Annotated in this window: 12 protein-coding genes; 7 read left to right on the top strand and 5 right to left on the bottom strand. The window is 70.8% G+C overall.

What is annotated here, in order from left to right; all coding sequences use genetic code 11:
- The first annotated feature begins 25 nt into the window (after positions 1 to 25).
- Complete coding sequence (locus tag ACY0MJ_RS11275; protein WP_462638558.1) at positions 26 to 607, top strand: DUF4142 domain-containing protein; 582 nt, start codon at positions 26 to 28, stop codon at positions 605 to 607.
- Here ACY0MJ_RS11275 and ACY0MJ_RS11270 read toward each other — a convergent pair.
- Positions 592 to 1,083, bottom strand: coding sequence for a DUF4019 domain-containing protein (locus ACY0MJ_RS11270; protein WP_462638557.1), 492 nt, complete (start codon positions 1,081 to 1,083; stop codon positions 592 to 594). The genes ACY0MJ_RS11275 and ACY0MJ_RS11270 overlap by 16 nt on opposite strands.
- Before the next feature lie 71 nt (positions 1,084 to 1,154).
- Positions 1,155 to 2,060, bottom strand: coding sequence for a DUF72 domain-containing protein (locus tag ACY0MJ_RS11265; RefSeq protein WP_462638556.1), 906 nt, complete (start codon positions 2,058 to 2,060; stop codon positions 1,155 to 1,157).
- Between the two features lie 22 nt (positions 2,061 to 2,082).
- Here ACY0MJ_RS11265 and ACY0MJ_RS11260 point away from each other — a divergent pair, with 22 nt between their 5' ends.
- Entirely contained in the window at positions 2,083 to 4,155 is a 2,073-nt protein-coding gene (locus ACY0MJ_RS11260; protein WP_462638555.1) for an ATP-dependent helicase, read from the top strand.
- 207 nt (positions 4,156 to 4,362) lie between these two features.
- On the opposite strand, the gene ACY0MJ_RS11255 is transcribed toward ACY0MJ_RS11260, so the two are convergent.
- Positions 4,363 to 4,635, bottom strand: a complete 273-nt coding sequence (locus tag ACY0MJ_RS11255) for a hypothetical protein (RefSeq protein ID WP_462638554.1) — start codon at positions 4,633 to 4,635, stop codon at positions 4,363 to 4,365.
- A 73-nt stretch (positions 4,636 to 4,708) separates the two neighbouring features.
- Here ACY0MJ_RS11255 and ACY0MJ_RS11250 point away from each other — a divergent pair, with 73 nt between their 5' ends.
- Positions 4,709 to 4,960 carry a hypothetical protein gene (locus ACY0MJ_RS11250; protein WP_462638553.1) on the top strand — a complete coding sequence of 84 codons (252 nt, stop codon included), beginning with the start codon at positions 4,709 to 4,711 and terminating at the stop codon, positions 4,958 to 4,960.
- A gap of 4 nt (positions 4,961 to 4,964) precedes the next feature.
- On the opposite strand, the gene ACY0MJ_RS11245 is transcribed toward ACY0MJ_RS11250, so the two are convergent.
- Positions 4,965 to 5,258, bottom strand: a complete 294-nt coding sequence (locus ACY0MJ_RS11245) for a hypothetical protein (RefSeq protein ID WP_462638552.1) — start codon at positions 5,256 to 5,258, stop codon at positions 4,965 to 4,967.
- On the bottom strand, positions 5,255 to 5,836 hold the full coding sequence (locus tag ACY0MJ_RS11240) for a DUF488 domain-containing protein (protein WP_462638551.1): 582 nt from the start codon (positions 5,834 to 5,836) through the stop codon (positions 5,255 to 5,257). Before ACY0MJ_RS11240 ends, ACY0MJ_RS11245 begins: the two co-directional genes overlap by 4 nt.
- A gap of 135 nt (positions 5,837 to 5,971) precedes the next feature.
- Between ACY0MJ_RS11240 and ACY0MJ_RS11235 the strand changes: the two genes are divergently transcribed.
- The 4 genes from ACY0MJ_RS11235 to ACY0MJ_RS11220 all read left to right on the top strand — a co-directional run bounded on the left by ACY0MJ_RS11235 (position 5,972) and on the right by ACY0MJ_RS11220 (position 12,562).
- Positions 5,972 to 7,354: a sigma-54-dependent transcriptional regulator gene (locus ACY0MJ_RS11235; RefSeq protein ID WP_462638550.1), complete on the top strand. Its 1,383-nt coding sequence runs from the start codon at positions 5,972 to 5,974 to the stop codon at positions 7,352 to 7,354.
- On the top strand, positions 7,339 to 9,162 hold the full coding sequence (locus tag ACY0MJ_RS11230; RefSeq protein WP_462638549.1) for a sensor histidine kinase: 1,824 nt from the start codon (positions 7,339 to 7,341) through the stop codon (positions 9,160 to 9,162). Before ACY0MJ_RS11235 ends, ACY0MJ_RS11230 begins: the two co-directional genes overlap by 16 nt.
- A gap of 209 nt (positions 9,163 to 9,371) precedes the next feature.
- Positions 9,372 to 9,578, top strand: coding sequence for a formate dehydrogenase (locus tag ACY0MJ_RS11225; protein WP_462638548.1), 207 nt, complete (start codon positions 9,372 to 9,374; stop codon positions 9,576 to 9,578).
- A 20-nt stretch (positions 9,579 to 9,598) separates the two neighbouring features.
- Complete coding sequence (locus ACY0MJ_RS11220) at positions 9,599 to 12,562, top strand: formate dehydrogenase subunit alpha (protein WP_462638547.1); 2,964 nt, start codon at positions 9,599 to 9,601, stop codon at positions 12,560 to 12,562.

Raw genomic sequence — 12,562 nt, 5'->3', positions numbered from 1 at the left:
CGCACGCCGGGGAGAGGAGGACATCATGCGCACGCTCACGCTCGCCGTCTGCGTCGCCGCCTCGCTGGCGGCCGGCGCCTGCCTGGCCGGGACGCCGCGGCCCGGGATCTATGCGGCTGCGGCCGCGGCCGAGGCGAAACCGCTGCCGCCCGTGCAGCGGCTGGAGCGGCGCTTCCTGCAGATCACGGCGGCCAACCTGCGCTTCCAGTCCGAGGCTTCACGCCTGGCGCTGGCGCGCTCCAACAACCCGGCGGTCAAGGACCTGGCCAACACCTTGCTGGCGCGCCAGCAGACGGTTCAGCCGGAGCTGGTGCGGCTGCTGCACGCACGCGGCATGGCCCTCCCCATGACCACCAACGTGCACGTCAAGACGCTCAAGCGGCTCGCGCGCCTGGACGGCGCGAAGTTCGACCGGCTCTACGTCGACGAGGTGGTGCAGCGCTCCTGCCAGGCGGACGTCGCCAACTACGAGAAGGTGGCGGCGCACGCCGAGGACCCGGTGCTGAAGGCCTGGATCGAGCGCCAGCTGCCGACCCTGCGCTTCCACCTCACCAAGGCGGGCAAGGCGCTGCCGAGCGCCGCCCTGCGCGGTCAGCGCGCGGTGTAGCCCGTGACGCGCCAGCGGCCGTCCGGCTCGCGCACGGTGGTGACCGTCTCCACCACCTGGTCCTTCTTGGCGAACTTGCTGACGAAGACGACGCTCACGTAGTCGCCGTCCGGGCGGCCGGCGAGCGTCTTCTTGTACACGGCCTCGGCCGGCTGCCGTTCGACCAGGGCGCCGAAGGGATCGCGCAGCTTGGGGATGTTGTCCATCCAGGTCGCCAGCGGCACGGCCTGCCGGAACACCTGGCTGGACGTGTCCCAGGCCGTGCCCCAGTCCTTGCGATCGAGCAGCAGCAGCCACGCGTGCGCGGACATCTGGCCGGCCTTCTCGTATTCCGGGTTGGGAATCGCGCCTTCCAGGGGCGAAGGCGCGGCGCTGATCGGCGCGCGGCCGGAGGGCGGCTTGAGCTGCGCCTGTGCCGCGCCCGCGGCGGCAGCGAGGCCGGCGGCCAGCAGGAGGAGGCGGAAACTCGGCTTCATCGGGTACTCCAGGATGCTTCAGCGCGCAGTCTAGCGGCTCGCGCTGCCTCATCCGTGCGCGGGTCCGCGCTTTACCGGGCGTTGACCCGCAGCAGCTGGCGCAGCATGCGCGCGCCGACCTGGCCCTGGTCCTCGTTGTTGGTGTTGAAGACCACGTGCACCCGCTGCGCCTGCGCGGCCAGGTGTTCGATCTCCGGCACCATGGCCGCGAGTTCGTCCGCGCTGTATTGGTAGTCGAAGCGGGCCGACGACGCGGCCAGGCCCTTCTTGTTCCAGGTCTCCTTGTTGCGCCCGTGCAGCCGCAGGATGGCCAGGCGCGGATTCGTCACGTCCCAGACGCAGGGCACGCAGTTGGCGAAGCCCTGCGGCGAATCGACGACGGTGTGGACGAGGCCGAGCGCGCGCTCCCATGCGAGCGTCCGTTCGAGGTGCTCGCCGAAGAACCAGGTGGCATGGCGGAACTCGGCGGCGAGCAGGAAGCCCTGCATGCGCTCGACGCAGTGTTCCACGTGCGCGATGCTCGCGCGATTGCGCAGCAGCCAGGGCGCGAACTGGAAGTGCACCGCGCCCAGCTTGCCGGCCCCCTGCAGCGGCGCCAGCGCTTCGCGGAAGCGCCGCCAGAGCTCGTCGCGGATTTCCGCCGGCAGGCCTTCGTAGTACAGCGTGCGCGGCACGTCCGTCCCCAGCGCCTTCTGCACGTCGCGGTGCAGCGCCGTGACCGGGGTCTGGTGGCCGGTGAAGAGGCGGAAGGCCTTGATGTTGAAGGTGAAGCCCGCCGGCGTGCGGTCGACCCACAGCGCCGCGTTCTGCGGCGTCGGCATGCCGTAGTAGCTGGAGTCCACCTCCACCAGCGGGAACTGCCGCGCGTAGAAGCGCAGGCGCTCTTCCGCCGTCCTGCACGAGGGCGGGTAGAAGCGGCCGCAGGCCACCAGGGTCTTGTCGGTCCAGGAGGCGGTGCCGACGAGGACGTTGTCCATCACTGGATTAATATACAGCGGCATGCAGTACCCCGACCCGCTCGAATCGCTCAATCCGCAGCAGCGCGCCGCGGCGGCCCACGGCATCGGGGACGAGGCCGGCGACACGCGGCCGCTGCTCGTGATCGCGGGCGCCGGCTCGGGCAAGACCAACACGCTGGCGCACCGCGTCGCCAACCTCGTGCGCCACGGCGCCGACCCGCAGCGGCTGCTGCTGCTGACCTTCAGCCGGCGCGCGGCGCAGGAGATGGAGCGGCGCGTGGGCGGCGTGCTGCAGCAGGCGCTGGGACGCGCCGGCACGCAGGCGCTGCCGGGCCTGCCCTGGAGCGGCACCTTCCACGCGATCGGCGCGCGGCTGCTGCGCGAATACGCGCCGCGCATCGGCCTGGACGAGAACTTCACCATCCACGACCGTGGCGACGCCGAGGACCTGATGGGCCTCGTGCGGCACGAGATCGGCTTCTCGGACACGAAGAAGCGCTTCCCGCTCAAGGGCACCTGCCTGGGCATCTACTCGCGCGTGCTGAACACGCGCGACCCGCTGCCGCTGGTGCTGCAGTCGGTCTACCCCTGGTGCGCGCAGTGGGAGGACGAGCTGAAGAAGCTGTTCGGCGCCTACGTGGAGGCGAAGCAGCAGCAGAACGTGCTGGACTACGACGACCTGCTCGGCTTCTGGGCCGACATGATGGCCGAGCCCTCGCTCGCCGCGGAGGTCGGCGCCCGCTTCGACCACGTGCTGGTCGACGAATACCAGGACACCAACCGGCTGCAGGCGGAGATCCTGCTGGCGCTGAAGCCCACGGGCCAGGGCGTGACCGTGGTGGGCGACGACGCGCAGAGCATCTATTCCTTCCGCGGCGCCACGGTGCGCAACATCCTCGACTTCCCGCGCCAGTTCGCGCAGGAGGCGCGCATCGTCACGCTGGAGCGCAACTACCGCAGCACGCAGCCCATCCTCGCCGCCAGCAACGCGGTGATCGCCGCGGCGCGCGAGCGCCACGCGAAGGACCTGTTCAGCGACAAGGCATCCAGCCGGCGCGCGCAGCTGGTGCTGGTGCCCGACGAGGCGCAGCAGGCGCAGTGGGTGGCCGACCAGGTGCTGCGCCAGCGCGAGGCAGGCAGCACGCTCAAGTCGCAGGCCGTGCTGTTCCGCGCCAGCCACCACAGCGCCGCGCTCGAGCTGGAGCTCGCGCGGCGCAACATCCCCTTCGTCAAGTTCGGCGGCCTGAAATTCCTGGAGGCCGCGCACATCAAGGACCTGCTGGCGGTGCTGCGCTTCGCGCAGAACCCGCGCGGGCGCATGGCGGGCTTCCGCGTCGCCCAGCTGGTGCCCGGCGTGGGCGCCGCGACGGCGACGCGCCTGCTGGACGCGATGGGCGAGGCCGGCGACCCGCACGGGGCGCTGCAGGCCTTCGAGCCGCCCGCCGCCGCGAAGGAGGAGTGGACGCAGCTCGCCGCGCTGCTGGCGCAGCTGAACGCACCGGGGCTCGCCTGGCCGGCCGACATCGAGCTGGCCAAGGCCTGGTACCTGCCGCAGCTGGAACGCATGCACGACGACGCGCAGGTGCGTCGCCTGGACCTCGAGCAGCTGGTGCGCCTGGCCGCCGGCTACGCCAGCCGCGAACGCTTCCTGACGGAACTCACGCTGGACCCGCCCGAGGTGACCAGCGACCAGAGCGGGCCGCCGCTGCGCGACGAGGACTACCTGATCCTGTCCACCATCCACAGCGCCAAGGGCCAGGAATGGCAGGCCGTGCACGTGCTCAACGTGGTGGACGGCTGCATCCCCAGCGACATGGCCACGGGCACCACCGAGGAGCTGGAAGAGGAGCGGCGCCTGCTCTATGTGGCGATGACGCGCGCGAAGGAGCACCTGCACCTGCTCGTGCCCCAGCGCTTCTACGTCTCGCAGCAGGCGGGCGGCGGGGACCGCCACGTGTACGCCGGCCGCACGCGCTTCATTTCGGAGGCGATGCTGGCGCAGTTCGAGCAGGTCGCCTGGCCGGAGGCGATCCCGCTGCGCCCCGGTCCCGGCGCGCAGCCGCAGGCGCCCGTGATCCAGGTGCGCGCGCGGGCCCGCGCGGCCTGGCGATGAAACGGCGCCGTCCTACACCCGGCGCGCCGCTTCTCCGACAACTTCCTTCCGTGCGCTCCTTACAGTGCCGCACTTGACGGGATCAACCCGCGAGTGCGGAATCCGGTGGCGGCACGGTCGGCGCCATCGTCATCAGGTGCGTCACAGGGCAGGGCGATTCCTACGCGGACGGGCTGTGCAAACCGACAGTCGCCGCGAAGGGCCTGCCTAGATTGACCACGTGGCTGCAGGCGTGTTTGCCTGGCGGCCGTCCAACCACCGACCCAAGGAGCAAGCTATGGCATCTCGCAGTTCTTCCTCTTCCTCCAAATCCTCGCCGTCGTCGGGCCGCTCGAGCCGCGCCCAGGCCGCGAGCAAGGGCGGCAAGGCCAGCACCCAGAACAGCAAGGCCCAGAGCGAGCGCGCCAGCGCCCGCGGCGGCAGCCGTTCGGGCAGCCGCAGCAGCTCCAGCAGCAGCCGCTCCTCCAAGAGCAGCAGCAAATAAGGCGCCACGCCCCACCCGAATGCCTGGTCGGCGCGAGCCGCCAGGCATTCTTCTTTTCAGGAGTCCACCATGGCAGAAGCAGGACGCGAAGACGACGCGACCCTCCCCGACAGCAAGAGCCCCGGCAACGCCGGTGCGCGCGGCAGCCGCGGCGCCGCCAACAGCGGCGCGCAGGCGGGCAACAGCACCGAAGGCGACGGCCGCGCGGTCCCCGACGACGGCCCGAAGGGCCCCGACCTCCGCGACGCACGCGCCCAGGGCGGCGGCGGCGTCTCCAGCGAAAGCAGCCGTTCGAAGAACGACCCAGGCAGCGAGCGCTGACCCCTCACCGATACACCAGCACGCCCGCCACCACCGCCGCATCCAGCGCCACCCAGCCGATGCACGCCACCCACATCTTCGGGTCGTGCCGGCGCAGCCCGTGCACCAGCCACACGCAGGACGCGAGCAGGTAGGCGCCCCAGGACAGTGCCGAGACGCCGCCGACGTTGTGCTCGACCCAAATCGTCCAGACCTGCGGGACCGTCATCGCCATCGTGAGCACCGACAGGAAGGGCAGGGCCTTGTCGATGAGGTCGCCGGCCGCTTGCGCGGGCGGGGAGACGGGCTGGTGGATCATCGTCGCGCTCCTTCTTCGGGTCCGGCGGCGTAGCTGAGCCGCCCGTCCACGACACGCGCCGGCGGCGTGAAGGGGTGTGGCTGCGGCGGTCCCGCGTCCAGGATGTGCAGCACCTCGATGCCGCTCGCGAGCAGCACGTCGGAGACCAGCGCCCGGTGGCAGCGCCACCAGAGCAGCTCGGAGCACATGATCGCCGTGCGGGCGCCGAAGGCGATCGCGAGCAGTTGCTCCATGCCCTCCGCGAATTCGGGCGTCGCCGTGTAATCGGCATAGCCGCGGAACGACTCGCTGCGCCACGCCGTGTTCACCGAATCCGGCCGCGGCCGCCGGCGCCCGCCCAGGGCGGGGAGCCAGTGGTAGCGGATGCCCGCGGCGGGCAGCCACTGCCGCATCGCATCGGTGTGGAAGTGCGCCGAGCGGCGCGAGCCGGGATAGCGGCGCACGTCGGCCAGGTCCTCGATGCCGTGCGCCTGCAGCAGCTGCAGGAATTCCTCCTGGGTGCGCGTCGAATGGCCGATGGTCCAGATCCGGGGCGGGTCGGATCCGGGCGGGGATGGGTCGGGTTCGCGCGCAGCCACGCCCGCACTCTATCCCTGCACCCGCCGGTGCGCAGTCGGACGTCGCCGCGCGACAATTTGTCGCGGGTCCATGACAACTTGTCGCGCGGGCATGCGCCGGGGGCCGCGAAGAGGTCCGCGGGCTAGAATTTCCGCGTGGCCCTCCTCACTGACCCGCGCGCAACGCCGGCAGCCCCCGCCGGCGAGTGGCCGATGTGGTCCGTCCTGATCGTCGACGACGAAGAGGGCATGCGCCACTTCCTCCGCAAGACGCTGCTGCCGCAGTGCCAGTACGTCGCCGCGGCCGCGAGCGCCGAGGAGGGCGCCGAGCTGCTGCGGCAGCGGCGCGTCGACCTGATCATCCTGGACATCTCGCTGCCGGGGAAGAACGGCCTCCAGTGGCTGCAGGAGCTGCGCGAGCAGGGCTACGCCGGCGACGTCATCTTCATCACGGCCTTCGCGAAGCTCGAGACCGCGATCGAGGCGCTGCGCGCGGGCGCCTCCGACTTCATCCTGAAGCCCTTCCGCGTGCCGCAGATCATGCACGCGGTGAAGCACTGCCACGAGCGCGCCCGCCTCGCCCGCGAGAACTACGTGCTGCGCCGCAGCCTCGCGGCGGACCCCACGCACCCGCTCGGCCTGGTGGGCCACTCGCCGGCGATGCGGCAGCTGTCGGACTCGCTGCGCCGCATCGCCGCGGTGCAGAGCACCGTGCTGCTGCACGGCGAGTCGGGCACCGGCAAGGAACTGGCGGCCCGCGCGCTGCACGCGCTCGGCCCGCGCGCGCAGGGCCCCTTCGTGCCCGTCAACTGCGCCTCGGTCTCGCCGGAGCTGATGGAAAGCGAGCTGTTCGGCCATGCCAAGGGCGCCTTCACCGGCGCGGCCAGGGCGCGCGACGGCCTCTTCTGGTACGCGCAGGGCGGCACGCTGTTCTTCGACGAGATCGCCGAACTGCCGGCCACGGTGCAGGCGGGCCTGCTGCGCGTGACCGAGGACCTGAAGATCCGTCCCGTCGGCAGCCAGCAGGAGGTGCCCGTCAACGTGCGCATCGTCGCCGCGACGAGCCGCTCGCTGCCCGAGGAGGTGGAGGCCGGCCGCTTCCGGCGCGACCTGTACTACCGGCTGCAGGTGCTGCAGGTGGAGATGCCGCCGCTGCGCACGCACAAGGAGGACATCCCGGCGCTGGTGGAGCATTTCGTCGCGCAGCTCGCGCCCGCGCTGGGCGTGGAGCGGCTCGCGGTCAGCGAGGCGGAACTCGCCTACCTGATGCAGTACGACTGGCCGGGCAACGTGCGCGAGCTGCGCAACCTGGTGGAGCGCTCGCTGATCCTGGGCGAGCTGAACGTCTCGGCGCTCTATCCGCGCCCGCCCGCGATCCGTACGGCGGCGGCGCCGGCATCGGACCTGCAGTCGCTGGAGCGCCAGCACATCCTCTCGGTGCTGGACGCCGTGGGCGGCGACAAGACGCGGGCGGCGCAGCTGCTGGGCGTGTCCCGCCGCACGCTGGAACGCCGCTGCGCCGCATGGGCCGCGTCCTGAGCTGGCGCGCCTGGCTGGGCCGCTCGGTCCGCCGCAAGCTGCTCGCGATCGCGCTGCTGCCCATGCTGCTGATGCTGCCGCTCGTGGTGGGCGCGCTGCTGTGGTGGGGCGACTACGTCTACGACAAGCTGCTGGTCGCCAAGGTGCGCAGCGACCTCGCGGTGGCGCGGGGCTACTTCGGCCAGGTGGTGGAGCGGGTCGCCACCGGCGCGCGCGCGGTGGCAGGCTCGCAGGCGCTGCGCGAGCGCCTGCAGGCGAAGGACGAGGACGCGATGGCCTGGTTCCTGGAGCAGCAGCGGCGACGGCTCGAACTCGATTTCCTCACCCTCGTGCCCGTGCACGCCGACGACGCCGCGGCGCCGGGCGAGCCCGCGGGCCAGGTGATGCTGTGGGACGCGGCGCAGCTGCAGCGGGTCGCGCCGCTGCTGCAGGCGCGCGTGCATCCCGGCGCCGACGGTGCCGGCATGCGCGCGCTGGTGGTCGCCACCCGCGCCGACGTGGTGGAGGGCGGCCGCCGCGTGGCCACCCTGCACGGCGGCATCCTGCTCAATCGCAACCTGGCGCTGGTGGACCGCATCAACAGCATCGTCTACCCCGAGGGCGCGCTGCCCCTGGGCAGCCACGGCACGACGACGCTGTTCATGGACGACGTGCGCATCAGCACCAACGTGCGCCTGTTCCCCGACGAGCGCGCGATCGGCACGCGCGCCTCGCCCGAGGTGCGCGACGCGGTGCTGGTGCAGGGCCGCACCTGGCTGGATCGCGCCTACGTCGTCAACGCCTGGTACATGTCCGGCTACGAGCCGCTGCTCGATGGCGCGGGCCGGCGCGTCGGCATGCTGTACGTCGGCTACCTGGAAGAGCCCTTCCGGCTCGCCAAGTGGGGCATCCTGGGCCTGATGTGCCTGATCTTCCTCGCGGGCACCTGCCTCGTGCTCGGGTTCTCGCTGCGCTGGGCGCGCAGCATCTTCCGGCCGGTGGAGCGCATGCACCAGGTGATGCGCCAGGTGGAGCGCGGCGACGGGCTCGCGCGCGTCGGGCCGGTGGCGGCGCAGGACGAGATCGGCCGGCTGGCCGCGCAGTTCGACCACCTGCTGGACCAGGTGGAGGACAAGCGCCAGCAGTCGGAGAAGCTGGCCGCCATCGGCCAGCTGACCGCCGCGATCGCGCACGAGATCAACAACCCGGTGGCCGTGATGCAGGGCAACCTGGACCTGCTGCGCGCGCTGCTCGGCGAGCAGGCCGCCACCGTGGAGGCGGAGCTGCAGCTGCTGGACAAGCAGGTCGAGCGCATGCGCACGATGGTCGCGGAGCTGCTGCGCTTCGCGCGCCCGTCCGAGTACGCGGGCGAGGCGGAAGCGCTGGACCTGGGGCAGGTGATGGAGGAGTCGCTGGTGCTCTCGTCGCACCTGCTCGCCGACGGCAAGGTGCAGGTGGTGCGCGACTACGCCGCCACGCAGCACGTGCGCTTCAACCGCCACGAACTGCAGCAGCTGTTGGTCAACCTGGTCTCCAACGCCGTGCAGGCGATGCCCTCGGGCGGCCGCCTCACTGTGCGCACGCGCGACGCCGAAGGCGCGCAGCACGGCGCGATCGCCGAAGTGCAGGACAGCGGCGCCGGCATCCCGCCCGCGATCCGCGACCAGCTGTTCCTGCCGATGTTCACCACGCGCCGCGAAGGCAACGGGCTGGGCCTCTGGCTCAGCCAGGCATTGGTGGAACGGCACGGCGGCGCCATCGAGGTGGAGAACGTGCCCGAAGGCGGCGCGGTGTTCCGCGTGCGGCTGGCGGGCGCCTCGCCCGGATGACGCGTCAAGCTGTCGCGCCCGGCGCGACAAGTTGACGCATTTTCGAGGCTCCACGAAGCCTGGCTCCAGTGAAGCGCCGGCGCGGCGCGCGCTGGCACGGATCTCGCTCCCTTTTCCGGCTGCTCATGCTTGTTTGCCGGCTTGCAAGACGGCTCCTACATTCGCCGCGTCGAAGAGATGTCGTTGTGCTTCCCGACCGGAGAACCCGCATGGATCGATCCGCACTCGCACTGACACGCAGGGGCCTCGCCGCTGCAGCCGCCGGCGCCGGCGCCCTCGCCGCCGCGCTCCACCTCCTGCAGCGCACGCCGCCGCCGGACAACGCGAGCGAGGCGCGGACCCCACCGCCCGCCCGCGGCGGCGGCTACCGCCTCACCGAGCACGTGCGGCACTACTACCGCACCACCCGCCTCTGACCCATCCCCCGGAGACCGCCATGTTGCTCACGAAGAAATCCGGCGCCCGCCACGAGAGCGGGACCCCCCTGGTCCGCAGCCTGCAGCGCGGGCTCTCGGGCGCGCTGCCCACCATGGACCGGCGCGCCTTCCTGCGCCGCTCGGGCATGGGCGTCGGGGTCGGCCTCGCCGGCTCCAGCCTGGTGATGCTGCGCAAGGCGAAGGCCGCCGACAAGGGCGGCCCGGCCGTCGGGGCGGGCCGGGTCGAGGTGAAGCGCACCGTCTGCACGCACTGCGCCGTCGGCTGCGCGGTCGACGCGGTGGTGGAGAACGGCGTGTGGGTGCGCCAGGAGCCGGTGTTCGACTCGCCCATCAACCTGGGCGCGCACTGCGCCAAGGGCGCGGCGGTGCGCGAGCACGGCCATGGCGAGTACCGCCTGCGCTACCCGATGAAGCTGGTGGACGGCAAGTACCAGCGCATCTCCTGGGACCAGGCGCTGGACGAGATCGCCGCGAAGATGGAGGAGCTGCGCAAGGCGAGCGGGCCGGATTCCATCTTCTGGATCGGCTCGTCCAAGCACTCCAACGAGCAGTCCTACCTGATGCGCAAGTTCGTGAGCCTCTGGGGCAGCAACAACTGCGACCACCAGGCGCGCATCTGCCACTCCACCACGGTCGCCGGTGTCGCCAACACCTGGGGCTACGGAGCGATGACGAACTCGTTCAACGACATGCAGAACAGCAAGTGCGCGCTGTACATCGGCTCCAACGCCGCCGAGGCGCACCCGGTGTCGATGCTGCACATGCTGCATGCCAAGGAGAACGGCACCAAGATGATCGTGTGCGACCCGCGCTTCACCCGCACGGCGGCGAAGGCGGACCACTACATCCGGTTCCGCTCCGGCACCGACATCCCCGTGCTGTTCGGCATCCTGTACCACATCTTCAAGAACGGCTGGGAAGACAAGAAGTACATCAACGACCGCGTCTACGGGATGGAGGAGGTGAAGAAGGACGTGCTGGCCAACTGGACGCCCGACAAGGTGTTCGAGGCCTCGGGCGTGCCGGAGGCCGACATCTACAAGGCGGCCGAGATGATGGCCAAGAACCGGCCCTCCACGCTGGTGTGGTGCATGGGCCAGACGCAGCACTCGATCGGCAACGCGATGGTGCGCGCCTCCTGCATCGTGCAGCTGGCGCTGGGCAACGTGGGCGTGTCCGGCGGCGGCGCCAACATCTTCCGCGGGCACGACAACGTGCAAGGCGCGACCGACATCGGCGCCAACCCGGACTCGCTGCCCGGCTACTACGGCGTCTCCGAGGGCTCCTGGAAGCACTTCGCCCGGGCCTGGAACGTGGACTACGAGTGGATCAAGAGCCGCTTCGCCAGCCCGGCGCTGATGTCCAAGCCGGGCATCACGGTCTCGCGCTGGATCGACGGCGTGCTGGAGCAGAAGGAGCTGATCGACCAGCCGACCAACCTGCGCGGCGTCGTCTACTGGGGCCACGCGCCCAACTCGCAGTCGCGCGGGCTGGAGATGAAGTCGGCGATGGACAAGCTGGACCTGCTCGTCGTGATCGACCCGTACCCTTCCGCGACGGCGGCCATGGCCGCGATGCCCGGCAAGCCGGGCGAGCTGAACCCGAAGCGCGCCGTGTACCTGCTGCCGGCCGCGACGCAGTTCGAGACCAGCGGCTCGGTGACGGCTTCCAACCGGGCGCTGCAGTGGCGCGAGAAGGTGATCGAGCCGCTGTGGGAAAGCCGCAGCGACCACATGATCATGCACCAGCTGGCCACGAAGCTCGGCTTCGGCAACGAGCTGTCGAAGAACTACAAGATGCAGAAGGTCAAGGGCATGGACGAACCCATGCCGGAGGAGATCCTGCGCGAGATCAACAAGTGCGTGTGGACCATCGGCTACACGGGCCAGAGCCCGGAGCGGCTGAAGGCGCACATGCGCAACATGGCGGCCTTCGACGTGAAGACGCTGCGGGCGAAGCCGGGCGTGAAGGACAAGGAGACCGGCTACGACCTCACCGGCGACACCTTCGGCCTGCCCTGGCCGTGCTGGGGCAACCCCGAGCTGAAGCACCCGGGCTCGGCCAACCTGTACGACACGTCGCAGCACGTCATGGAGGGCGGCGGCAACTTCCGCGCGAACTTCGGCGTGGAGCGCAACGGCGTCAACCTGCTGGCCGAGGACGGCTCGGCGTCCAAGGGGGCGGAGATCCAGACGGGCTACCCCGAGTTCGACCACGTCTTCCTGAAGAAGCTGGGCTGGTGGAACGAGCTCACGCCGGCGGAACAGGCGCTCGCGGAAGGCAAGAACTGGAAGACCGACCCTTCGGGCGGGATCATCCGCGTGGTCATGAAGAACCACGGCTGCTATCCCTTCGGCAACGCGAAAGCGCGCGCGGTCGTCTGGAACTTCCCCGACGGCGTGCCCCAGCACCGCGAGCCGATCTACAGCCCGCGCCCCGACCTGGTGGCCAAGTACCCGACGCACGACGACAAGAAGGCGTTCTGGCGGCTGCCCACGCTGTACAAGACGCTGCAGCAGAAGAACCTGCAGGACAAGGTGCACGAGAAGTTCCCGCTGATCCTCAGCTCCGGGCGGCTGACCGAGTACGAGGGCGGCGGCGACGAGACGCGCTCCAACCCGTGGCTGGCGGAGCTGCAGCAGGAAGCCTTCGTCGAGATCAACCCCAAGGCGGCGGCCGAGCGCGGCATCCGCCACGGGGAGCGCGTCTGGCTCAAGACGCCGACCGGCGCCCGCCTGAACGTGATGGCGCTGGTCACCGAGCGGGTGGGTCCCGACACCTGCTGGATGCCGTTCCACTTCGCCGGGCGCTGGCAGGGCGTGGACCTGCTGCCGCACTACCCGGAAGGCGCGCACCCCGTCGTGCGCGGCGAGGCCGTCAACACGGCCACGACCTACGGGTACGACAGCGTCACGATGATGCAAGAGACCAAGACGACCATCTGCAACGTCGAAAGGGCCTGA

Source organism: Ramlibacter sp. bp-362, assembly GCF_054956735.1.
The sequence above is the reverse complement of the archived record's forward strand: the minus strand, read 5'-3'. Positions and strand labels throughout refer to the sequence as shown.

Bases quoted from the DNA above. Each gene is read 5' to 3' on its own strand.
- ACY0MJ_RS11270 (WP_462638557.1), bottom strand. From the start codon at position 1,083: ATGAAGCCGAGTTTCCGCCTCCTCCTGCTGGCCGCCGGCCTCGCTGCC.
- ACY0MJ_RS11260 (WP_462638555.1), top strand. From the start codon at position 2,083: ATGCAGTACCCCGACCCGCTCGAATCGCTCAATCCGCAGCAGCGCGCC.
- ACY0MJ_RS11245 (WP_462638552.1), bottom strand. From the start codon at position 5,258: ATGATCCACCAGCCCGTCTCCCCGCCCGCGCAAGCGGCCGGCGACCTC.
- ACY0MJ_RS11275 (WP_462638558.1), top strand. From the start codon at position 26: ATGCGCACGCTCACGCTCGCCGTCTGCGTCGCCGCCTCGCTGGCGGCC.
- ACY0MJ_RS11250 (WP_462638553.1), top strand. From the start codon at position 4,709: ATGGCAGAAGCAGGACGCGAAGACGACGCGACCCTCCCCGACAGCAAG.
- ACY0MJ_RS11220 (WP_462638547.1), top strand. From the start codon at position 9,599: ATGTTGCTCACGAAGAAATCCGGCGCCCGCCACGAGAGCGGGACCCCC.
- ACY0MJ_RS11225 (WP_462638548.1), top strand. From the start codon at position 9,372: ATGGATCGATCCGCACTCGCACTGACACGCAGGGGCCTCGCCGCTGCA.
- ACY0MJ_RS11230 (WP_462638549.1), top strand. From the start codon at position 7,339: ATGGGCCGCGTCCTGAGCTGGCGCGCCTGGCTGGGCCGCTCGGTCCGC.
- ACY0MJ_RS11265 (WP_462638556.1), bottom strand. From the start codon at position 2,060: ATGGACAACGTCCTCGTCGGCACCGCCTCCTGGACCGACAAGACCCTG.